The 23,973-nt window shown below is 35.8% G+C and carries 17 protein-coding genes and 2 tRNA genes; 12 read left to right on the top strand and 7 right to left on the bottom strand.

Features of this window, described 5'->3' with window-relative positions; translation table 11 throughout:
• Positions 1-8: 8 nt before the first annotated feature.
• From ACFIMM_RS02335 to hfq, 4 genes are all read right to left on the bottom strand, one after another.
• Positions 9-1,085, bottom strand: coding sequence for a COX15/CtaA family protein (locus ACFIMM_RS02335; RefSeq protein ID WP_375629412.1), 1,077 nt, complete (start codon positions 1,083-1,085; stop codon positions 9-11).
• A gap of 146 nt (positions 1,086-1,231) precedes the next feature.
• The gene (locus tag ACFIMM_RS02340; protein WP_375638201.1) at positions 1,232-3,058 is read right to left on the bottom strand and encodes a hypothetical protein; all 1,827 of its coding nucleotides are present in this window, start codon (positions 3,056-3,058) and stop codon (positions 1,232-1,234) included.
• A 144-nt stretch (positions 3,059-3,202) separates the two neighbouring features.
• Positions 3,203-4,546 carry a GTPase HflX gene (gene hflX / locus ACFIMM_RS02345; RefSeq protein ID WP_375692593.1) on the bottom strand — a complete coding sequence of 448 codons (1,344 nt, stop codon included), beginning with the start codon at positions 4,544-4,546 and terminating at the stop codon, positions 3,203-3,205.
• A gap of 53 nt (positions 4,547-4,599) precedes the next feature.
• Positions 4,600-4,839, bottom strand: a complete 240-nt coding sequence (gene hfq / locus ACFIMM_RS02350; protein WP_005773461.1) for an RNA chaperone Hfq — start codon at positions 4,837-4,839, stop codon at positions 4,600-4,602.
• 654 nt (positions 4,840-5,493) lie between these two features.
• On the opposite strand from hfq, the gene ACFIMM_RS02355 reads away from it, so the two are divergent.
• The 8 genes from ACFIMM_RS02355 (at position 5,494) to mazG (ending at position 19,194) form a co-directional block, all read left to right on the top strand.
• Complete coding sequence (locus ACFIMM_RS02355) at positions 5,494-10,053, top strand: hypothetical protein (RefSeq protein WP_375629398.1); 4,560 nt, start codon at positions 5,494-5,496, stop codon at positions 10,051-10,053.
• Between the two features lie 1,003 nt (positions 10,054-11,056).
• Positions 11,057-13,375: an NADP-dependent malic enzyme gene (locus ACFIMM_RS02360; RefSeq protein WP_375611563.1), complete on the top strand. Its 2,319-nt coding sequence runs from the start codon at positions 11,057-11,059 to the stop codon at positions 13,373-13,375.
• A gap of 189 nt (positions 13,376-13,564) precedes the next feature.
• Entirely contained in the window at positions 13,565-13,849 is a 285-nt protein-coding gene (locus tag ACFIMM_RS02365) for an acyl carrier protein (protein ID WP_005773457.1), read from the top strand.
• 10 nt (positions 13,850-13,859) lie between these two features.
• Entirely contained in the window at positions 13,860-15,035 is a 1,176-nt protein-coding gene (locus tag ACFIMM_RS02370) for a beta-ketoacyl-ACP synthase (RefSeq protein WP_375638203.1), read from the top strand.
• A gap of 15 nt (positions 15,036-15,050) precedes the next feature.
• Positions 15,051-16,325, top strand: a complete 1,275-nt coding sequence (locus tag ACFIMM_RS02375) for a beta-ketoacyl-ACP synthase (protein WP_375682779.1) — start codon at positions 15,051-15,053, stop codon at positions 16,323-16,325.
• 56 nt (positions 16,326-16,381) lie between these two features.
• Positions 16,382-17,410 carry a zinc-binding dehydrogenase gene (locus ACFIMM_RS02380; protein WP_375613072.1) on the top strand — a complete coding sequence of 343 codons (1,029 nt, stop codon included), beginning with the start codon at positions 16,382-16,384 and terminating at the stop codon, positions 17,408-17,410.
• A 113-nt stretch (positions 17,411-17,523) separates the two neighbouring features.
• Entirely contained in the window at positions 17,524-18,345 is an 822-nt protein-coding gene (locus ACFIMM_RS02385; protein WP_375692594.1) for a lipid A biosynthesis lauroyl acyltransferase, read from the top strand.
• A 33-nt stretch (positions 18,346-18,378) separates the two neighbouring features.
• Positions 18,379-19,194 carry a nucleoside triphosphate pyrophosphohydrolase gene (gene mazG / locus ACFIMM_RS02390; protein ID WP_375611559.1) on the top strand — a complete coding sequence of 272 codons (816 nt, stop codon included), beginning with the start codon at positions 18,379-18,381 and terminating at the stop codon, positions 19,192-19,194.
• Between the two features lie 70 nt (positions 19,195-19,264).
• On the opposite strand, the gene ACFIMM_RS02395 is transcribed toward mazG, so the two are convergent.
• Positions 19,265-19,630 carry an iron-sulfur cluster assembly accessory protein gene (locus tag ACFIMM_RS02395; RefSeq protein WP_273791397.1) on the bottom strand — a complete coding sequence of 122 codons (366 nt, stop codon included), beginning with the start codon at positions 19,628-19,630 and terminating at the stop codon, positions 19,265-19,267.
• Between the two features lie 606 nt (positions 19,631-20,236).
• Between ACFIMM_RS02395 and ACFIMM_RS02400 the strand changes: the two genes are divergently transcribed.
• Positions 20,237-20,313 (top strand) — tRNA-Pro (locus ACFIMM_RS02400).
• A gap of 251 nt (positions 20,314-20,564) precedes the next feature.
• Here ACFIMM_RS02400 and ACFIMM_RS02405 read toward each other — a convergent pair.
• Positions 20,565-21,032, bottom strand: a complete 468-nt coding sequence (locus tag ACFIMM_RS02405) for an Hsp20 family protein (protein WP_375613075.1) — start codon at positions 21,030-21,032, stop codon at positions 20,565-20,567.
• Positions 21,033-21,290: 258 nt separating this feature from the next.
• Here ACFIMM_RS02405 and ACFIMM_RS02410 point away from each other — a divergent pair, with 258 nt between their 5' ends.
• From ACFIMM_RS02410 to ACFIMM_RS02420, 3 genes are all read left to right on the top strand, one after another.
• Positions 21,291-22,208, top strand: a complete 918-nt coding sequence (locus ACFIMM_RS02410) for an alpha/beta hydrolase (protein ID WP_375629406.1) — start codon at positions 21,291-21,293, stop codon at positions 22,206-22,208.
• A gap of 843 nt (positions 22,209-23,051) precedes the next feature.
• Positions 23,052-23,414, top strand: a complete 363-nt coding sequence (cpdR, locus tag ACFIMM_RS02415; RefSeq protein ID WP_375613077.1) for a cell cycle two-component system response regulator CpdR — start codon at positions 23,052-23,054, stop codon at positions 23,412-23,414.
• A 97-nt stretch (positions 23,415-23,511) separates the two neighbouring features.
• Positions 23,512-23,586: transfer RNA gene (locus tag ACFIMM_RS02420), tRNA-Val, on the top strand.
• Between the two features lie 89 nt (positions 23,587-23,675).
• Here the strand turns inward: ACFIMM_RS02420 and ACFIMM_RS02425 are convergent.
• Positions 23,676-23,973: XRE family transcriptional regulator (locus ACFIMM_RS02425; protein WP_375629409.1), on the bottom strand; the 298-nt coding region annotated here is incomplete at its 5' end.

Below are 23,973 nucleotides of genomic sequence, written 5' to 3' on the forward strand. Positions count from 1 at the left end.
ACAAACTTTTATTCAACAACGCGATAAGCCCCTTTTGTTGCTCGCCAATGTGCAACAACAAAACACAACACGACTAATGCCATACTTTGATGAATGAGCCCCAAACTTATCGGAACCTCATGTAACAGTGTTAAGATACCCAAGACTGCTTGGATAATAATCATAACACAGATAAGAAATGCACGACGAGAATGAGTTGAATGTGGAGCATTTTTTTGTACATAGAAAGCATGAATAGCCGAGGCAATCAATAAAAAATAAGCAAAAAACCGATGAATAAATTGAACCATTAAGGAATTTTCGAATAAATTGAGCCAAACAGGACGATGCTGCAACAATCCATCAGGAATAATCTGCCCATCCATAAGGGGCCATGTATTATAGACTTTTCCAGCATGAAGCCCTGCAACCAAAGCTCCGAAATAAATCTCTATCAAGACGAGAATAACAAGCCATGCCGCAAAATATTGCACCTTTTTATTTGCTGGTTTTTCTGAATATTCTGCAAGCCCTCGAGATAAATAAGTAACAAAAACAATAACAAAACATGCTGTTATAAGATGAAATGCCAAACGATATTGGCTCACACTTGTTAAATTACTTTGCCCAATCCCTGAAGCAACCATCCACCAACCAATAAAGCCTTGAAAGGCGATAAGAATAGGTACAACAATAAGCGGGAGTAAGATATTTTTTTCAACACGCTTAGTCGCCCAAAACCAAATGAGCCCCAATAAAGCGACAAGACCAACAAGACGCCCAAGAACACGATGCGCCCATTCCCACCAAAAAATGACCTTAAAAGCACTTAAGGTCATATCAGGATTAAGCAGCTTATATTGTGCTATTTGTTGATATTTTAAAAATTCCTCTTGCCATTGATCCTCACCAATCGGTGGAATAACGCCGTGTATTGGCTTCCATTCCGTTATAGATAATCCTGATCCCGTCAAACGAGTAGCGCCACCTACTAAGACAATTGCCAAACAAAGCAATAAAATAGAGTAAAGCCACACCTGTATATGTTTTCTATTTTCCTTTTGCACAGGCGTTAAAATGCTATTGTTTAATCTCTTTACTGCCATCTCTGATTGCCCCACGCTTCTCTCCAACTAAAATGCATTTTAAAATTTAAACATTAACTCTTTGTCTATTTTAGTATGTACTACAACTTTAGCAAAAAACAAGCGTACCACTATAACATGCGATACATATTTCTTTTTTACGAAGCTTATGATGCTACAACGCGATAAACAGTCTTTGGAAAGCTGTCTACCATACGCATCATCCATTCTTGTTTATTAAGAACAGTATTACAAATATAATAGTCTGTTAGCTCTGCAAATTGCTCAAACCCATATTTGGGTTCGCTTGCCATCTCTAGGATGATAAAATCATATTCTTTTTTAAATTCTTGTAATATATGAAAAATATCATTTGAAAAATCTTGTGCTGAAATAGCACTTGTTAACCCCTGAGGAAGAATATCAACCCCCGTATCATAATCACGGTAAATAACATCATGCAACTTGGCATTGCCCGTTAAAATATCACTCAGTCCGCGATGTGGGCCTATGACTTTCTCTATTTGTTGACCAGAAATATCGACCAACAAAATTGTTTTGTTCTCTTTTGTGAGATGAAGTGAAAGCTTTGCCGCTGTCCGTGCAGCTTCTGGTCCAATGATTGAAATAATGGTTGAAGCACGCCATTTCAAAACATCAGATAATCCCTCTATCGTAATAAAAGCTTCAAAATTTTTCATTTCTTGAGAGACTAAAATACTCTCATTTTTCTTAAGATCATTTTCTTTTGATCTCAAATCCTCTTCTGAGATTTGGTCTTTTTTCCTTTTAAAGCACGGATAGAATAACAATATTCCTAGCAAAAGAGTAAGGAAACTGACCAATGCACTCACAAGAATATTTTTTCCATAAAGAGCCATAAAAGAAATTGGTGCTAACGTTGTTGGCGTGACCACGTGGATATTTGTATTTTGTAAGAGAAGAGGATCATCACTCAATCTCCGATATGAATCAATAATTTTTTCTCTTCGTTGAGCAGACTTGCTCATCGCTTCATTTTGGGCATCGACTGCTACTTTTATTTTATTTTCAAACTCGTTAAATATTTCATTCAAAGATTGGGATTGATCTTTTACAAAAAAGTTCATTCTTTTTTTGAGCTGTTTTTCTAATTCCGTTGCAATAACCTCATCTGAATGAACTTGATAAACGATTTGTAAAATTTTATTTTTTAATTGATGAGAAACTGTCTCTAATTCTGCAGTCATCGCTTTAATTTGAGGATGTGTCCACCCTAATTGCACAGCCATATGTGCTCTTTGTGTTTCCAAGAGATCACGTTTAGATTCCAGAGCAGCAATTGCTGAATTGCCTGCAATAAACGATAAAGACAGTAAAGACTGCCCATTTTCACGCATCATGTTAATCGTTGAATTCAAACTTGTTAAATGAATACGCTTTAAAGTTGCTTGCGTTAATTGCATCGAAAGATCATGAAGCTCTGTTTGTTTTACACCACGCTGAATAAAAGAATCAATAGATTTACGAAATTCCTGCACGATATTAAGGATTGCAATATTATCATATTGTTTGTCTTCTAATTTATCATTTAACAAGAATTGTTTCTGTTTTATGATTGCTTGTGAAAATGCGGAAAACCAAGTTTCCAACCCACGTTGAGCTGCTTCAAGTGTCTCGGCTTCAAAAGTAAGATCGATAAAATCACCATGACGCGATAAACGGATATTTTCATGATTTTTTTTCTTATAAGAAGCACTTAAAGAAAAATTCGAATCATTGAAGAACATAGGCTGTGAAAACAAAAAGGCGATAACATTGTCTTTCTTTTTAATTGGTAATGGCTTTCCTACAGAATCAGATAATGAAAATGTTAAAGTTGCTTGGTAACCACGAGGCTGGACAAAATAATACAACCAAATCAAAGATACACATAGCATTTGTAATAGCAAAACAATCAAAATGCTTCGCCATACGGTACGTACGAATAGTCTTTTATTACATGTAAGACTCATCTTTATTTTAACCAGCAAAATACTTCTTCATATTGTTTTATTAAGAGAAAGTAGTAACTATCCTCTTAACTTGCTGTCATATTATTTTGAGATAATAAAAATATAAAATTTAAGAACAAATGTTCAAAAATAGCTTTAAAGAACTTAATTCATATTTTTTTTGAGGCTCTCTAGTTGTTTTTTTGCTTCAGAAGTAACAACCGCTCTAATGGTAATAGACCCATCATCATGCCCTTCTTGCACTATTTCCGCAGAGTTTTCATAAAACCAATCAATAAGCGACATTTCATGAGGTTGTAAAAGATATTCAATGCTTTGCACCTCTCCAAAAATTCGCTTTTCAATGGCTCTTAATAATTGATCGAGTCCATCCCCCTTAAGTGCTGATACCATGAGAGCAGGATTTAATCGCGTCTTTGCGCTTGTTTGTAAAACATTCAATGCTTGCTCATCTAACATATCAATCTTATTCCAAACTTCTATGATATGCTCCATATCATCAATATCGATATCAAGACTTGAAAGCACTTCTAAAACATCTTGGGCATGTGCTCGATGATCAAGATCTGACATATCTCTTATATGAAGAATGAGATCCGCTTCAACCACTTCTTCAAGGGTTGCTCTAAAAGCTGCAATCAAATTCGTTGGCAAGTTAGAAATAAACCCTACAGTATCAGACAAAAGAACAGTTTTTCCATGGGGAAGCACAACTTTGCGCAAAGTCGGGTCAAGCGTTGCAAATAACATATTCTTTGCTAAAACATCTGCACCGCTTAAACGGTTAAAGAGAGTTGACTTTCCTGTATTCGTATATCCTACCAGTGCCACAACAGGATAAGATGTTTTTTTCCTTTTTGCTCTATGAAGTGCACGTGTTTTAATAACCGTTTGCAATTCGCGGCGAATACGAATAATTTTTTCTTGTAAAAGACGCCTATCTGCTTCAATTTGCGTCTCACCAGGTCCACCTAGGAAGCCACGCCCCACCCGTTGCCTTTCCAAGTGCGTCCAACTCCGCACAAGCCTCCCTTTTTGATAGGACAAGTGCGCTAACTCTACTTGCAAAACTCCTTCTTTTGTTCGTGCACGGTCCCCAAAAATTTCAAGAATCAAAGCCGTTCTATCGATAACTTTGCAATTCCACAATTTTTCTAAATTACGCTGCTGTACTGGCGTTAAAAAGTGATCTACAATCGCAAGCTCAATAGAATATTCATCTATATAACAGGTTAACGCATCTACTTTACCTTTTCCAAAGAGAGTCGCAGAGCGAGGCGTTGCAATATTAATCGTTTCATAATTAACAACTTCTAACCTTATAGCACGTGCTAACCCCAATGATTCTTTAACACGAGAAGATATAGAACACTCTCTCAAAGAGCTTTCACTTCTATTTTCTTGAAAAATCGGTATCAAAACAAGTGCGCGCACCTGTCCTGTATTCTGCGAAAATACCCCTCCTAATCTCTCATTTTCATTTATCATAGCAATCTAAGTACTTTTAAATGGGATAAGAGGTCTATCTTAAAATGATATGTTTACTCAGGACTTTCACCCTCAAACATCTGTACAGGCTGTCCAGGCATAATCGTAGAAATAGCATGCTTATAAACCAATTGCGCGTGTCCATCTCGGCGCAAAAGAACACAAAAATTATCAAATGAAGTTACAATACCCGTGAGTTTAACGCCATTGACAAGAAAAATTGTAAGGGAAATTTTTTGCTTACGCACCGTATTTAAAAACACATCTTGCAGGTGTTGTGATCGCTCTGCCATTATTCTTACACCTTTATCTAGATTGCATAAAATATTCGTGCATGCATATCGACTGAAAAATATCCAATTGTCAACGTAGAAGCTTAAAAATTCAGCAACAAACAACTGAAATTAGAGAAAAAACAGCTCTTTAAGACAATAATAAAGTACAACTTACGAAAAGCTATATTAAATTAAAAATTTTTCCACGTTTACTTTTTTATGAGCTTACAATTCAAAGGCATACTTTTATACATCCTAAGCTATTACAGACTATATGTGATGATAAATCTGCTTCGTTTAGAATCAATAAAAGTAAGCGGACAACAACATTTATTAACGATTGTCGATATTAAAGAGAGACATTCGCACCTTACTGTATATATAACCGCTATTAAATTGTCCTTATTTCAAAGACTGCCGGCTTATAAAGCTTTCTATAAACACAAGTTGTAAACAGTATTTTTGTTTTAGTTAGATTTAAATAATAAATTGTTTTTACTATATTTTATAACATTTTTAAACAGGGTACAAGAAACCGCGTTAACTTTATCTTGATAAGTTTTTAAAATTTTTCCCTAAGCATATTCCTTTCTAAATAATTAACAGCTAGTATGTAGAAATTATGTGGAAGAGAACGTATCCCTTTTCCGGCTGTAAGAGTACGAGGCGAGTATGGCACGCAGAACAAAATTGCAAACATTTGAAGTTGAAGTTGAAGAAGCCCTCACAAAAGCTATGAACTTTGATTTCGATGACACAGGATTTGAAACGATATCATCCAATAATTCTGAAAATGTTGTTAATGTCGATGATCTGATTCAAAAAATTGCAATGGCAGAAGAAGAATTTTTTGCTGAAAACGGTACGTCAACTTTTGTTTCTAATATTCATGATGAAGCTGTTGTTGATAAATCCGTTGTTGAACAGCTTTTTGCTCCAAAACCTTCACCTGATATTTCAGGTGGAACTGTTCATAATACATTATTGCCTACAAAACTTCTTCCTGCAAATGATGATATAACAACCCCTGTAAATTTTGGACCATTCAAGCAGCGTTCTTCCTCTCGAGTCTACTGGTATACAACAGCGCTTAGTGCTTTATGGGCAACGGGAGGAGCTTTTATTGCGCATAAACTCGCACCTACCGGACTCAGCTCCTTATCCAATATCAGCACTTTTGTTACATCCCCAACAGGACTTGCTGTAGCAGCCGGAACAGCAATTCCTATCCTTATATCTTGGGGCGTTGCTCAATTAACAAAACGTTCAAACGACTTGCATAATATTGCGCTTCTTATGACCAATGCTGCACAGCGCCTTAGTGAACCACAACATCTATCTGAAAAACAAGCTATTGCTATAGGGCAAACCATTCGTGAAGAAGTAGCGGCAATGAACGAAGGTATTGAACGTACCCTCGGACGTGCTGTTGAACTTGAAGCAATCATACAAGGTGAAGTTCACAATCTAGAACAAGCCTATGCTGAGAATGAATCACGCATTCACACATTAATCAAAGAATTGAGTAATGAACGCATAGCCATTTTGAATCACGCAGATCGCGTACAATCAACAATTAAAGGAACCCAAGAACAACTGAGTGATGAATTTGGTTTGGTTACCTCTAACATTGTGACCAATGTTGAAAAGCTTGCACAAACCCTTTCTCAAACTTTACAAAAACAAGGTGAAGACCTTGTTGAAAAACTTTCCTATGCCGGTGATGGCGTAACAAATCAACTTGTTGAAAAATTTAACAAAACAACAACACAAATTCAGCAGAAAAACACGGAATTTTTTCATGAATTAGGAAAAAACTTTGATGGTTTTGCAAAACGATTTGATTATAATGAAAAACAAATAGAAAAAACTTTTAATGAAACAGCTGAAAAAGCAGAAGTACATGTTGCTAAAATTGCAACACATATACAAGCAGTAACAGATCAAACTTTGCACGCTGTTGATGAAAAGTTTAAAGCCTTGGATAAAGCTCTTATTGATCGTAATAATCAATCTCTACAGAATTTTGATGAGAAGATCTTAAAGCTCGACGACCAAGCACATAAACTCTCTTCTAAATTTGATAACGTAACCTCGCAAGCAATTGGAGCCTTTGAACAACGTTTAGCAACTGTTGATCTTTCTCTTAAAGAACATAGTGATTCCATCATTGATTCCTTTATAGAACGCAGTCAGGCTTTAGAGGATAATGCTGAAAAACTTGGTAACTTCTTGGAAGCTCATGTCTTGAAAATAAATGAGAACCTCCAAGAAAAAACAGCAGACATTACCCATGCATTTACAAATGGACGTGAAGCTATTCTTTCTGCAATTGATAAAAGTAAGGAAAGTCTGAGAGAAGAAATTCAATATGTCGACAATGCCATTGTTGATATCATACAAGAACGTTCACAAGATTTTAAAGTACAACTTTCTGATCAACGAGCTCTTATGGCAGACATGCTCGATAACGAGAAAAATAAAATTGCGGATACATTAAGAAATCAAATTGATGTTTTGTCCCAAAATACTTCTCATATTGAAAAAGTTTTGGCTGATAATGTTCAAGTCGTTGATAAACAAGCTGAAAATCATATTACAAACATCATTCAATGCACTGAAAAGTTACAAGATGTCATTGTACAAAGTTGTAATACAACCCAAGATGCTTTAGAAGCACAAGCGAGAAATATTGATATCCGTGCCGATGCTCTGCGCGATTCTTTAGCGATTAATAGTTTTTCTCTCAATGAAGTTCTTGCCGATCAAGCACGCACACTTGAACAACGCATGGAAACAATCCATAATCTCATTGCAAAAAGTGATATACGTGTCGATGTTGCATTGAAACAACAAATAGATTTAGTTGAGAGTGCAATTGTCGCCAATAATAAAAACATTACTGAAACGGTTCAAGATCATATCAAAAACCTTGAAAGCCATGCCGAAATTTTAAAGAATACTCTCTCTCAATCGAGTGGTGTTTTCTTTGAAACCCTTGAAACACGTATGGAATCATTCGATACAGATCTAGAAGATCGTGCACACAAAATTTTTGAACGGACAACAACGCTAGAGGAAACATTATCTGAAAAATTTAGCCAAATCTGTGAAGCCATTGATATGCAAACATCTGTTATTGAGGAACGTTCTGACACATTAAAAACGTCTCTCATGATTAGTAATGAGCAAAGTCAGATAATTCAACAAGCGCTGGAAAGCAGTGTTGACAATATGCGTGTAACCTTAGAAGACTCTGTTAATACAGTGACAGATAACCTGCATAATAAGATTATAAAAGCTTCTGATATTCTTTCTTCTACGAGTGAACAAATTCTTTCATCTGTTACAAATGTTACTGCACAAGCAGAAAATATTCTCTCAGAATCAGGCAATCGCATTGTATCAAATGTCAAAAAAACTGTTTATGATACCAGTGAAAAAGTTCTGTCAGTTCTGTCTGAACAAACAGCGCATACTGTCGAAGCTTTCGCAACAGCCAGCCATAATGCACAAGCATTATTGAATGAAACTATTCACACATCAACAACAGCAATAGAACAAGTTCTTAATGAACGCTGTGATGTTCTTCATCACTCTATGCAAAATCTTAAAAATAATTTAGGATATCAGCTCTCTGATGTAACGAGCCGTCTGGAAGATGCTGGAAATCAAACAACAACACAAATTTCACAACATGTTGGAAAAATAACAGAGCTTACAAATCACTTAAATCAAGCAGCGCAAAATACGACAGAATCAATTGATTCTTTAACACAGCATATCGGTGAACAACTCTCTCTTTCCACACAAGATGCTGAACAAAGAATTTATGCACATAATGAATCTTTAGTGAATAGCTTAACCAAAGCTAACTCTGAAACACTTCAAACAATAACGATTATGAAGGAAGAGCTTGTTAATAATGTCTCATCCATCTTAACACAGTTGAATCAATCAATTTACAATTTTCACGAAAATAGTAATGTTTTATTATCGGCTGTTCAAAATATTGATGGGCAGTTTAATGAGAGTACGAATAATTTTTTCCGCAACACGGACCAAGTAGCAGAGCGTTTGTCAGCTTCAAATCAAGCGCTCAATACTAATGTTGAAATTCTGCAAGGACTTTCAAAGAGTACCTTTGAACAAATTAATCATATAACGAGCAGTTTTGGTGAACATGCAAAGACACTTTCCCAAACTATTCATGTTCTTGAACAGTCTGAAAATTCACTTAGTGCAACACTTGAAGAAAAACATAATACGCTTTCTGTATTAAGCGATGCTCTTGTTTCAAAGTCTCATGAAATTAATCAAATGATTGGGCATTATGAAAAAATCTTCAACTTAGCACTTGAACGCTCTGATAAGAATGCGCGTAACTCCACAAATTCATTCCAACAATCACTTAATAAGCTTGTTAGTGAAGCATCAACGCGTTTTTCAGAAGCAGCAGAAGATATACGTCGCTCCGCTGATGAAGTTCGTTTAGAGCTTTCAAAGATTAATAATGATATCAATGAAAATGTAAAAAAACTTCCAGAAAAAACAAAAGAAACAACGCAAACAATTCGCACAGCTTTGAATGAACAGATTACAGCGTTACAAGATTTAGTCAGTGTTATACAAAATGATCAAAAGAGCGCACAAAAACAGCTAATGTCAGCATTTCCTACATCATCAATGTTTAATCAAAAAAGTGACAGTTCCACTGAGTCTGTTAAAAAGATTGTGCCACCTAAGCCTATTTTGCAACAAGATCAAAGCAAAAAAAGACCAAATAAATGGGTATCAAATCTCTTAGAAAGAGCTTCACGTGAAGAAACATTTTATGATGCTCCCCCTAGTGATGATGTTTTAACATCAGTGCAAACAAAACCATCTCCTGCAAACTGCTCTCTTAATTCATTAGCTTCTGGTATAGTGCAAGCTATTAATCACAATGCCATTGTTGAGCTATGGGATCATTATCAACGTGGACAAAAAAACATCGTAACAGAACGCCTTTATACCTTAAATGGACAAAAAATATTTGAAATGATTAAGAAAAAATATATGAGCGATTTTGGGTTTAAACGTTCAGTGAATCAATATGTTACAGATTTCGAAAAGCTCTTACGTGATATATCGCGCAGTTCTGGCTCTTCCAACTCAGTTCGCAAGTACTTGATATCAGATACCGGAAAAGTTTATACTATGCTTGCTCATGCAAGTGGTCGAATCCAATAACAAATAAGAAAGTGGAAAAAGATATTTTTTCCACTTTCTCTCTCCAGTTGTTTTAATGGCTCATCATAGAATGCTTTTTTTTCAACTGTAGCTTTGTACTTCAAAGGTTGGGATAATTGGCATGCGGTTTTCTTTGATATCCTAAGCAATAACCCTAAAGAAGCGTAATGGCTTATCAAACAACGTATCATTCTAAGAATGATAAAGCATGTTTTCTATTTCCTTATCTTTTTCTTAACTCCTTTATTTTTCATAGTTTCATAAAGGTACAAAATCGGTAATAATTATTTTTATTAATTGTGAAAAAAATTCATGCTTTTGTATTAAAATAGCTCATAGAAACACTTCTATTTATTTTTTTTAATGTTTTTTATCCACATATTACTCTCGTTTGAATTATGTAAGTAAATATTTTTTATTATATTAGATGAGTTTGAGCTAAAAGAATCTTATTGTATTCAAATTTCTCATTCAACATACGAGATGATTCATTATAAATTATAAAGTTTGCATTATTAAGAGTTCAATTGAATAATAAACAAAACAACTCCCATTTTTAAAGTTCCAATTTCCTTTTAAATAGCTGCAAAAATAATTTATAAATTGCAAATTGTTATTTAAAATTTCTTCTACCTCCCTATAGAAATTTAAATAAAGAAGATGAAGTTAATAGAAAACACTCTTCTTTTCTTTCCTTAAGTTGTAAGCATTGCAAAAAAAATAATGGCTTGGTAATGTAATTATTAGTAATATTTTATTCGTTTGTAGACTAATCAATTTTTACGCGTTTTATTAAGGAAAGAAAAAACTAATCGTGCTTCTATCAATGAAATTATTCATGCACACAAACAAAAAGAATCATCAAACTGGTTTTACGATCCAGAAGAGTTTTCTCATACTCATGCATTTTGATATTCAGAGAAATGAGGATCTATTAGTGGACAAAACCTTATCGTAGATGGAACATCTCATATACACATACGCTAACTTGGATATCATAAAAATGTCTAGAGAACGAAATAGTGATTTCAGTTCACCAAAAGCTGAACTTGACAGTGCCGCACTTTTTTATCACCAGTACCCTAAACCTGGAAAATTGGAAATACAAGCAACAAAACCTCTTGATAACCAACGTGATTTAGCTCTTGCTTATTCTCCAGGTGTTGCTGCACCATGTCTTGCAATTCATGAAGATCCTAATCTTGCTGCTCAATATACCTCCCGTTCTAATTTAGTCGCTGTTATATCCAATGGAACTGCTGTTCTTGGTTTAGGAAATATTGGCCCTCTTGCTTCAAAGCCAGTTATGGAAGGTAAAGCCGTTTTATTCAAAAAATTTGCGAATATTGATGTCTTTGATATTGAAATTGATGCATCCGATATAGAACAAATGGTACAAACGGTATCGACTTTAGAACCTACATTTGGTGGTATTAATCTTGAAGACATTAAGGCTCCTGAATGTTTTGACATCGAAGAAAAGCTTCGTGCTAAAATGAAAATTCCAGTTTTTCATGATGACCAACATGGAACTGCCATTATTGTTTCTGCGGCTGTATTAAATGCCTTAAATCTTTCAGGAAAAAAAATTGAAAATGCAAAAATAGTTACCTCAGGTGCAGGTGCTGCTGCCCTCGCTTGCCTTAATCTTTTGGTTCGTCTTGGGGCAAAAGTTGAAAATATTTGGCTTAGTGACTTAGAGGGAGTTGTTTATGAAGGTCGCAAGACCCTTATGGATCGTTGGAAAATCAATTACGCACAAAAAACGGACGCACGAACTTTATCTGATATTATTGATGATGCGGATATTTTTCTAGGCCTATCTGCAGGTGGTGTTTTAAAGCCTGAATATCTTAAAAGAATGGCTCAAAATCCACTCATTTTAGCACTGGCTAATCCAGTACCAGAAATTATGCCTGAAGAAGCACGCTCTATACGACCAGATGCAATGATCTGCACAGGACGCTCTGATTATCCCAATCAAGTTAATAATGTCCTTTGTTTTCCCTATATCTTCCGTGGTGCATTAGACGTAGGTGCTAGTGCAATTAATGAAGAAATGAAAATGGCCGCTGTTCATGCGATTGCTGCCCTTGCACGTGAAGAAACTTCAGATGTTGTAGCACGTGCATACTCAAAAGAACCACCCAATTTTGGACCAGACTATCTAATCCCCTCTCCTTTTGATCCGCGTTTAATACTGCGTATTGCCCCCGCTGTTGCTAAAGCAGCAATGACAACTGGTGTTGCCATTCGTCCCATTGAAGATATGGAGGCCTACTATGATATCCTCAATCGATTTGTCTTTCTTTCTGGTTTAACAATGAAACCTGTTTTTGCTGCAGCAAAAACAGCAAAACGTAAACGCGTCATCTATGCCAATGGTGAAGATGAACGCGTCCTTCGTGCGGCACAAGTTGTCATTGAAGAACAAACAGCAACGCCCCTCCTTATCGGCCGTCCACATGTCGTAGAAGCAAGATTAAAACGCTTTGGTTTAAGAATTCGTCCCGGTATAGATTTTGAATTAACAAACCCTGAAGATGATCCACGTTTTCGTGATTATGTTAATTTATTTTTTCATTATACAGGAAGGCGTGGTGTTACGCCTGAAATGGCAAAAACAGTAGTGAGAACATCAACAACGGCTATTGCTGCCCTTGCCGTTATGCGTGAAGAAGCAGATGCAATGATTTGCGGCTTAGAAGGACGCTTTGAACGTCAACTTGAATTGATTGAACAAATTATCGGTCTTGATCCTCATGTTCACCGTTTTTCTGCTATGAGTTTGCTTATCTCTCAACAACGTACTCTTTTCCTTACAGATACTTACGTCAATGAAAATCCTTCTGCAGAAGAAATCGCTGAAATGACTGTGTTGGCAGCTCAAGAAGTTGAAGCATTTGGAATAACACCAAAAGCAGCCTTATTATCACACTCAAACTTTGGTTCTAAAAACACAGAAAGTGCGCGTAAAATGCGACGTGCAACAGAAATTCTTGCCAAATTACACCCTGATTTAGAAGCAGATGGTGAAATGCATGCTGATGCTGCCCTTTCCAAAGTTTTTCGTGATCGTGTTTTTCCTAATTCTCGTCTTAAAAGTGAAGCTAATTTGCTTGTCTTTCCAACACTTGATTCAGCCAATATCACGCTCAACACTGTTAAAAGCCTCACAAATGCACTCCATGTTGGTCCTATTCTAATCGGGGCAGCACGTCCCGCCCATATCTTAACACCTTCAGTAACTTCCCGGGGAGTTGTTAATATAACAGCCCTTGCTGTCCTTGCTGCCAATAGAAAAAATAGTCTCGTAAAATAAATGCGTAATAAAATTTCAAAGTTTTTTAAATATTGAGATATAGTATTTCATGTACTGTAAACCTCTTTTCTCTATAGATAAAGACAGCTATATTCTGGATTAAGTCTTTTTTTTAAAGAGAAAAAAGGCTAGAAGAACAATATTAAATGTATTTTGAATTTACTAACTCTATAATAAGGAATCCGTACATTGCCTTCCACGTTTGATAAAGTTGCTGATATCATTGCAGAAATCAGTGAAATTGATCGCAATACAATTACACCTGAGAGTCATACAATTGACGATTTAGGAATCGACAGTCTTGATTTTCTTGATATTGTTTTCGCTATTGATAAAGCTTTTGGAATAAAAGTCCCTCTAGAACAATGGACACAAGAAGTCAACGAAGGTACCGTTGCAACAGAAGAATACTTTGTTCTTAAAAACCTTTGTGCAAAAATTGATGATCTCGTTGCCTTAAAACAGGCGGAGTAGTTTTTTCGCCATGCATGATCAATCTGTATTCATCACTGGTATAGGTCTCATAAGCTCTCTGGGGGAAGGAACTGATCAACATTGGAATCTCTTAAATGATCCAATCCGTACACCAAACCTAGATTATACAACTTTTTCACCTTACACGGTTCATAAATTGCCCGAAATTGATTGGAGTTTACAAATTCCTAAAAAAAGTGATCAACGGCAAATGGGAACATGGCAGCGTCTTGGTACCTATGCGGCTGGTCTTGCTCTTGATGATGCTGGCATGAAAAATAATGAACAACTCACTTCAACAATGGATATGATCGTAGCGGCAAGTGGGGGAGAACGTGATATTACTGTTGATACACAGATTCTTTCTAAAGCGCGCGCTGTTGCCGATCATGCTTCTATGTTAAATGTTGCTCTTTCAACTGAACTTCGTCCAACATTATTTTTGGCACAACTTTCAAACCTTTTGGCAGGAAACATTTCAATTGTTCATAAAGTCACTGGATCATCTCGTACATTTATGGGAGAAGAAGGCAGTGGTCTTTCTGCACTTCAAATTGCTGTAGCTCGTATTAAATCAGGTCAAAGTACCCATGCTCTTGTAGGAAGTTCCTATAATGCACAAAGTTATGATATGTTGTTGGCGCATGAGCTTGGTGGTCTTTTAACCCATAATGGATGGAGCCCAGTGTGGGGTCGTAAAGTTTACCCTGGCGGCGGTATTATAACCGGTTCTGGTGGTATTTTCTTCGTTCTTGAAAGTGGAGAACATGCGAAAAAACGTAACGCACGTGCTTATGCTGAAATTAGTCAAATTGTTACAGACCAAATAGATAGAACCAAAACTTCACTTAGAGATTCAATTGCAACAATGTTAAAAACTGCGGGCGCTAAATCTGCCTTAGCCATTTCAGCAGCCTCAGGAGCTCACGAAGCAACAAAAGCAGAACAAAATGCTCTTGATAATGCTGATCTATCTTACCGTGGCATTACAACATTATTTGGTTATATGCGGGAAGCACAATTTCCTCTAGCTCTAGCTCTTGCAGCACTTTCAATTGAAAAAAAACGCGGTTTTCCAGCGTTAAGTCCTCATGAAAAACCTTTTTCTAAAGAAGTACGTGAAATATTTGTTACAACGATTGGTATAAAAAGAGCTGAAGGTATTGTGCGTCTTACTGCTGTTTGAAGGGGAATTTCTATAGTGAAATATCATGATCATTTTGGGCGTCCACTTGTAGCAATAACTGGTGCAGGCATTGTCACATCACTGGGACAAGGGAAACATGAAAATTGGCAAAAATTAACAAGCGGTGTAAGTGGTATCCACAAAATAACACGTTTTCCCGTTGAGGGATTAAATACACATATTGCTGGAACAATTGATTTTCTTAAAGAAAGTACACTTGGTGCTTCAGCTCTCTCTGAGAAGCTTGCACATCTTTCTGCTGAAGAAGCTTTAGAACAAGCTGCTATTGATAAAAAAAACTTTAATGGACCACTCTTTCTAGCTGCTCCTCCTGTTGAACTTGAATGGAAAGCACGTTTTAGTCTTGATCAAGAGGAAGAATTCAATAATGAGCCTTCTTATGCACATCTTCTTAAAGTCTGTAAGGATAAACTCCATGAGACGCTTTTTGAATCCACACAATTTGGTGCAATTGCAGAAAAACTTCAAAAAACATTTGGCACAAAAGGACTTCCTGTTACACTTTCCACTGCCTGTGCATCTGGTGCAACAGCAATTCAATTAGGTGTTGAGTCTATTAGACGGAGAGAGACAAATAGAGCTCTCATAATTGCGACAGATGGATCAGTTTCAGCAGAATCTCTTATTCGTTTTTCGCTACTATCTGCTCTTTCAACTCAGAATGAGCCTCCAGAAAAAGCAGCAAAACCCTTTAGCCGTGATCGAGATGGTTTTGTTATGGCAGAAGGCTCAGGCGCTCTTGTTCTTGAATCTCTTCAAAGCGCATTAAACCGTAATGCTACAGTTTTAGGAATTTTAGCTGGCTGTGGAGAAACCGCCGATGACTTTCACCGTACACGTTCAAAACCCGATGCATCACCAGCAATTGAATCCGTTCGCAAAGCTTTAGACGATGCAAAAATAACCATCAATGAAATTGACTATATTAATGCCCACGGAACTTCAACACCTGAAAATGAAAAAATGGAATATCTTGCATTATCAACAGTATTCGGTGATCTTTTAGAGCATATTCCTGTCTCTTCTAATAAATCAATGATTGGGCATACATTAACTGCTGCTGGTGCAATAGAAGCGGTTTTTTCGCTTTTAACCATTCAATCGGGAATACTTCCACCAACAATAAATTATGATAACCCTGACCCTACTATCCCCTTAGATGTTGTTCCTCATCATAGCCGTAAGTCCTGTGTCAATGCGGTTTTGTCAAACTCATTTGGATTTGGTGGTCAAAATATGAGTCTTGTTATCACTGCATATAAAGGATAATCCTGTAATAATAAAATTTTATAACGCTAACCAATAATTATTTAAGGGGGATGATAATGCGTGCACTGCAACTCTTCGATGATCGTCGGCTTGAAATCACCAATATTTCCCCGCCATCTTCACCTAGTATAGGTGAAGTAACTGTGCGGATAAAAGCCGTTGCTCTTAATCATATTGATGTATGGGGATGGCGTGGCATGGCTTTTGCGAAAAGAAAAATGCCACTCATCATTGGTGCAGAAGCCTCTGGTGAGGTTATACAAATAGGAGATGGCGTTGAACATCTCCAACTTGGACAGATTGTCTCAATTTATGGTGCACAAACCTGCGGAGTATGCCAAGCTTGTCATGAAGGACGGGATAATCTTTGCAGTAATGTAAAGGGAGTCTATGGTTTTCACCTTGATGGATTTGCGTGTGAGCTTGTCAATTTGCCAGCACGTTTATTAGTTCCATCACCTCCCCAATGTGATGAATTGCAAGCAGCAGTTGCTCCAATTACTTTTGGTACCGTAGAACATATGCTTTTCGATAACGCAAAACTACAAGCAGGAGAAACAATCCTGGTACAGGCTGGTGGCTCAGGTATTGGTTCTGCAGCCATTCAACTTGCAAAACACATGGGCTGTACAGTTATCACAACTGTAGGTTCAGATGAAAAAATTGCAAAAGCGCACTCTCTTGGGGCAGATCATGTGATTAATTATCGTAAAGATCGTTTTGAAGGTGTAGTGCGTAAATTAACCCAAAAAAAAGGTGTTGACGTTGTTTTTGAGCATGTTGGTGTCGATACATGGAACGGTTCTCTGTTATGTATGAAAAAAGGAGCACGCTTAGTGACTTGCGGTTCTACCTCTGGTGTTTCAGCACCAATAAATCTCATGCAATTATTCCAGCAACAGCTTAAAATATTCGGTTCATTTGGCTGCCGTATGGAAAATATGAAAAATGCCATGCAAAAAATGGCACAAAAAGCCGTACACCCTGTCATTGATACAATTGTTGGGCTGGATGAAATTGATACAGCTTTAAAACGAATGGAGAGTCGTGATGTTTTTGGTAAAATTATCCTTAAAATCGATTAAATCATGATGAAGCTTTCTCTTAAAAATCTCATATATCGTATTAAAATTATAGCTAAAAAAATATCCTACTTGTTATGGGCATATCTACTCTTTGGTTCTTTATTTATTCTAAAATGTTTTCCAGCCAAAATGGGAATTTCTTTTTTTGCTTGGTTAGCAAAAAAATTGGTCCCCTTGTACATCGTCATCAAATCACACTCGCAAACCTTAGGAGTGCATATCCAGAAAAAACAGAGCAAGAACTCCGTGCGATTGCAATAGAAATGTGGGAAAATATAGGACGTTTCCTAGCCGAATATATTTTTCTTGATAAAATTTTTGATTTTGATCCTCATGCAGACGAGCCAGGTTTCATTGAGGTTAAAGGCACTGAAATATTTGAGCGATTAAAAAATGAAAAAAAACCACATATTTTTTTCACCGCACATACTGGAAATTTTGAACTTCTGCCTATTTGTGCACAAAGTTTTGATCTTAATGTTACAGTATTATTTAGACCACCCAATAATCCCTATGTTGCCAAACGAATCCTTAAAGCACGACAAACTTCTATGGGACACCTTGTTCCCTCCAAGGCCGGAGCAGCATGGGCATTAGCAGCCAAATTAGAAGAAGGTGAAAATGTTGGTATGCTCGTTGATCAAAAATTTCGCCGCGGTATCATGGGAACATTTTTTAACAGACCTCTTAAAACAAACCCCTTAATTATAAAACTTGCTCGACAATATGACTGTGATATTTATCCAGCACGTTGTATTCGTTTGCCTAGTGGACGTCATCGTTTAGAGTTATATGAACATGTAGAACTTCCACGTGATGAAAAAAATGATATCGATATAGCTGCTTCTACGCAAAAATTAAATGATATTGTTGAATCTTGGGTCCGTGAATATCCTGGACAATGGATGTGGTTACATAGACGTTGGGACATCTAACATAAGCTCTATTGCTTACAAAGGAAGTGCAAAATGTTAGCCTCAAAAGATATCAAAGATCTCACTGCAATTATCACTGCATTACGAAACTCTGATAATGGTTGTATCTGGCATAAAAAACAAACTTTTGAATCCCTCATACCCTATATGCTCGAAGAAGTTTACGAAGTCATCGATGCCATTGAACGAAAGAATCGAAAGGATCTCTGTGAAGAACTTGGGGATCTTCTTTTACAAGTTGTCTATCATGCTACCATAGCACAAGAAGAAGGCAGCTTTACTTTTGAAGATGTTGTTTATGCAATCACAGAAAAAATGATTCGACGCCATCCTCATGTTTTTGGAAATACCGAGCAAAAAAAACGAGGATTTATAAAAGAGGAGTGGGAATATATAAAAAAAAGAGAACAGGTTGAACAAAAAAGAATGTGCGAAGAAAAAAACAACAATTCCTCCACAAGCATACTCGCAAAAGTAAAACAAATCCAGCCAGCAAACCAAGAGGCACTTGCTTTACAAGAAGCAGCAGCTAAAGTAGGTTTTGATTGGCAAAAAAGTGATAAAGTTTTTGAAAAAATAGAAGAAGAACTCGAAGAGCTCAAAGAAGCCATCAAAAATAAACAAAACTCAGAGATAGAAGCAGAGTTTGGAGATCTCTACTTTATACTCCTTAACCTCGCGCGCCACTTAGCGATTGATTCACAAAAAGCATTAAAAAAAACGAATATAAAATTTCGAAATCGTTTCGCCTATATTGAAGAAAAGCTATCCACTCAATCTAAAACACTCACTGACGCATCCTTGAATGAAATGGAAGCACTTTGGAAGCAAGCTAAAAATGAACAATAAAAAATAGTAGATTTCTTCTACCTAAAAGAATAAGCCCCTCTAAAATTACTAAATTATAATTTAGCTCAGCTCAATTTGTTTTATATTGATCCTGCGTAGCAGGACGAAGTTCCACCGATTCTCCACACCCGCATGCTGAAACTTGATTAGGATTTTTAAAGATAAAACCAGACCGCAGCGTTGTCACTTCATAATCCATCTGCGTCCCTAATAAAAATAATACCGCATCATGTGCTACAAAAACACGGGCACCATTCACTTCAACAACATCCGCATCTATCCCCTTTTCTTTGACAAGAGTAATTGTATACTCCATCCCTGCACAACCACCTTTTTTGATACCAACAAGAATACCCTGTGCATCTTTTGCATCCATAATCGCTTTAACACGATCCACTGCTGCTTGCGTCAAATTTATTACCGAAAAACGGCTCATAGTTTACTCTTTTCTTAGTTCAATAGACACTTTGAAAGTTTTTCCTCTATAATATTTTATCTGATATTTTAGAAAAAAAACAACAAAACATAAATTAAAGCATTCTGATCTTGTTTATTTGGATAAAAATACATACCCGTAAAATGAGATTTGTGATTATACAATCCAGAACTTACAATTTTTTATCCATATAAAATGAAAATACCTCGTCTATAAAACTCTAAAAAACGAAAACTTTTCAAAACCATATATTCACTCCTCTTCTTTTGAAAATCTTTATCTTTTTAGAAAAGTAACGATTAGGTAAGAAAAAAATATACCTTCAGCACTCATTTGCTCCAATTCATACCTTCTACACCAATCTTACCCCCCTCCTCACAATCTCAAAAGTAATTAAATGCATACATCTATTAACTATAGAGCTAAAAATTTAATGATCACAAAGAATTTTACAAATTCGTTATTTATCTTGAATTAACAACAAAATATTGATGTCCAAAATTTTTACTTTCAAAAGCTCTAAGTGCAAGAGCATTTTAGATTTTATTCTGTTTATTTTTTCTCTTGCCTTTAAAGAAACAGTCATTTAATCGTTTTACACGAACTCGGAGCGTAGCGCAGCTTGGTAGCGCACTTGACTGGGGGTCAAGGGGTCGTGGGTTCAAATCCCGCCGCTCCGACCATTTTTAAAATGCTATAAATAAGCTTACTTAAAAAGTGAATCATTATGCATTTCAATTGCACACACATGAACTTTTTCTTCAACGTAGAATAATGTGCAATGATATTTTATCATAAATTCGAGATAAGCTTTTTTATTAAAATGCGCTTCGTTCTTAGGAAAACACATACGAAACGCGAGACCTTTTGCCTCGCGTTTTTTATTTTTCAGAAAAATTTATAATTATCCGATCTCATATTTTCTAAATTTTCTTTACACGATAACGTCGCTGTTATCATTTTTTGTAATGGATGGTGACATCTGTACGGTTATCTTTTTGGGTTTTAATTCAGCTGGCATTTCCCTTTTAAGCTGAATATGAAGAAGCCCATCTCCAAGTTCTGCCCCAATAACCTTAACATGATCAGCCAAATGAAAACGCCGTTCAAAAGCACGCGAAGCAATACCTCGATAAAGGAATTCTCGCTCTTCATCATCATTTTTAGACTTTCTGTCTCCCTTAACGATCAGCTGGTTACAATGCGTTTCAATATCAATTTCATCTTGAGAAAAACCAGCAACAGCCATAGAAATTCTATAAGAATCTTCAGTTAAACGCTCGATATTATAAGGGGGATAAGAAGAAACTTCGTCTGGTTGTGTTCTAGAATCAAACCAGTTAAAAAGATGATCAAAACCTACTGTGGAACGATAAAATGGTGAAAAATCTACTTGACGCATAATATTGCCCTCCTCTAGAGCGACTATAATTTATAACTAATTCACAAAGTTCCCACATGGCAAACTTACTTGTGAACCTGCGGCCCCATCATGGCAACCGCACTATATTATCTAGTAATCGTTTTTCTTTATTTCAACTCTTTGGGACCTAAATTGATAAAAACTATCTAAAAAGCAATATACCCCTTTTTAAATCCTTTTTCTTCATTACATAAATGTCAAAGCACTAAGCAGCAAATACACTGTAAAGGATTTCAATTGGAAACACCTCTTTATCCCATAGACTGGGGGGCCACTCCTCTTAATGTCCATCATGGTACTCTTAAAATAGCAATAGATCATGAAATTCGTTTTGCTATAACATATCCTGAGGTGGAAAAATCTAAGGGAACAATTGTTATTCTCAAAAGCTACGCAAATGCTTTAGAAAAATATTTTTTATTAATAAATGAAATTTCTAAACGCGGTTTTCATACAGCAATATTTGACTGGTTTGATCAAGAAAAAACATCCCTCAAGATAAGAAAACAAAACAGACATCATTATTTTGATATAAATAACGATATTAATGACTTATATAAATTTCTTAAAAATATTGTTTATCCTAATTGTCCGCCACCTTACTCTATGCTTGCCTACGGCATAGGTGGATTGATAGCACTTAGCGGATTAGATCTCATTAATCATCAGTTTAATAGATTGCTCTGTGTTTCTCCCCTTTTTGCTCCATTCGGCAATAAAACAAATGGTTTTCAACATAAATTAACACAATTTCTTTCTGATATAGGTCTTGGCTTTATACCAGCGAAAGATGGTAAAAAATTAAACAAAACAAAACAAAAAAATATACAATTGGGACACATACATAAAGTGCCGCTCTCTTCCATTAAGCCCCCAACATCCCAATGGATAGCATCAGTATTTAATGCGATTGATTCTGTGAAGAGAAATGTACTTCATGGAGATTTACGAATCCCAACACTCTTTATTCTTGCCAATCAAAATAATATTGCAAACAACATTGAAGTGCAGCAATTATGCCAACACACACGTCTGACAGAAAGTATTACTATTACAGGCGCTGAACTGGATACAATTATGGTTAACGAAGATTATAAAAAGCAATTTTGGGCTGCATTTGATGCATTTATTCCCGATAATGTATCTGTAAAATAACACTAAACCTTAATTTCCGCTCCGCCCTATCAAAAAAGAAATTTTCTACGAGCATTGGATCTACAAACACTTTTTAATATAATGGATTTTACTTTCCAACCACTCATATGATTCGTTTTCTAGCCTCTACAGACAAGCCATGACCTAAATATTCACCACGCATTCTAATAAAAAAACTAATATACAAAGTATATCATTACATTAAACAATATTATTTTATATCATAAAAAATAACTTAATAAAAAACTATTTATATAAATAAAAATAATAAATCTATCTTAATATAACATGATACATATTTATAAATAAAGCATCAAAATACTATTTTTGATCTGTTATTAAGTGATAATTTAATATTATATCTAGGAAAACAATATTTTTCATCTATTTAAGGAAAAAAACTGGAAATAAAGCGCATTTATAATATTTATTACAAATCTCTATAAAAACAAATAACTATAAAATTTCTATTTCTTAGGAGAACTTTTTAAAAACAATAAATTAACATAATATTCTTTTAATTTCTCGATATAGGAAGTCCCTACAATAATGGTTTTCATAAGTTTTTTAATGGAATTCTGATAATAATCAGCAAATTTAAAAGAAAAGATAGCAATGAATCATCTTAGAAGTTTTAGAGCCCCCCTTCTTTTTTCAAAATCACATATATTTCGAATTTAACCAACTCACAACGAATATGCTGTATTCTGAATAAGAATGTAAGAATTAACCATTTTGCCATTCATTTCAATTATGAGCATTTTACCATCTTTTTTCTAAATACTCTATATTGTATAATTGATGCGGCAAAACTCTGACAAATGGAGCCATTGGAACATAATCATGAAACGAATCCTGCTCGCAGAAGATGATAACGATATGCGTCGCTTTCTCGTAAAAGCCCTAGAACGTGCAGGCTACGAAGTCGCCGATTTCGATAATGGTATTAGCGCATATGAACGTTTACAAGAAGAGCCATTTTCCCTTCTCCTGACTGATATTGTGATGCCAGAGATGGACGGAATCGAACTCGCACGACGTGCTACTGAGATTGACCCTGATTTACGAGTAATGTTCATTACGGGTTTTGCAGCAGTAGCACTCAATTCAAATAGTGATACCCCTCCTGATGCAAAGGTTCTCTCTAAGCCATTTCACTTACGTGAACTCGTCAATGAGGTTGAAAAAATCCTTATTGCTGCTTAAAAAGTATTTTTTAAAGTTATTTGCATCTGTTGAAAGAGAAAATGAAATTAGGCATTGACGTTTGGCATTCTATATGGTGTATGCAACATCAATGAATGGGCGTGTAGCTCAGCGGGAGAGCACTACGTTGACATCGTAGGGGTCACAGGTTCAATCCCTGTCACGCCCACCATTGCATTTTATATCAACAATAATTTATTGATTTTACATATGTTTTTTTAAGTGAGGGATACCTTAATAAAGTTAAGGGAATAGGATTTTCTAACATTTCTCTATAAAGCACGCTTCGCACAATGTTTCTAATGTTTCTTTGAAGTCTGCTAACGCTTCTTGATGTAAGCCATCTAAAAGTCTCATAAACGCAACAACAGTTTCACGTTGCAACGGAGTAGAAGGCTTTATGATGATGCTTTTTCGACAAGAATAGGCTTCTTTTTTTAAGAGAGAAGCCTTCTCTTTATCTAAACCATAAAGCTCTATTATCTTTTCCTCCAGTCCTACAGGAACAGATTTTTTGCCAATCTCGACAGAAGATAAAAATGCTACAGATATGTCTAAT

Source organism: Bartonella sp. AP258QHHD (assembly GCF_042196145.1).
In the GTDB taxonomy this organism is placed as follows: domain Bacteria; phylum Pseudomonadota; class Alphaproteobacteria; order Rhizobiales; family Rhizobiaceae; genus Bartonella.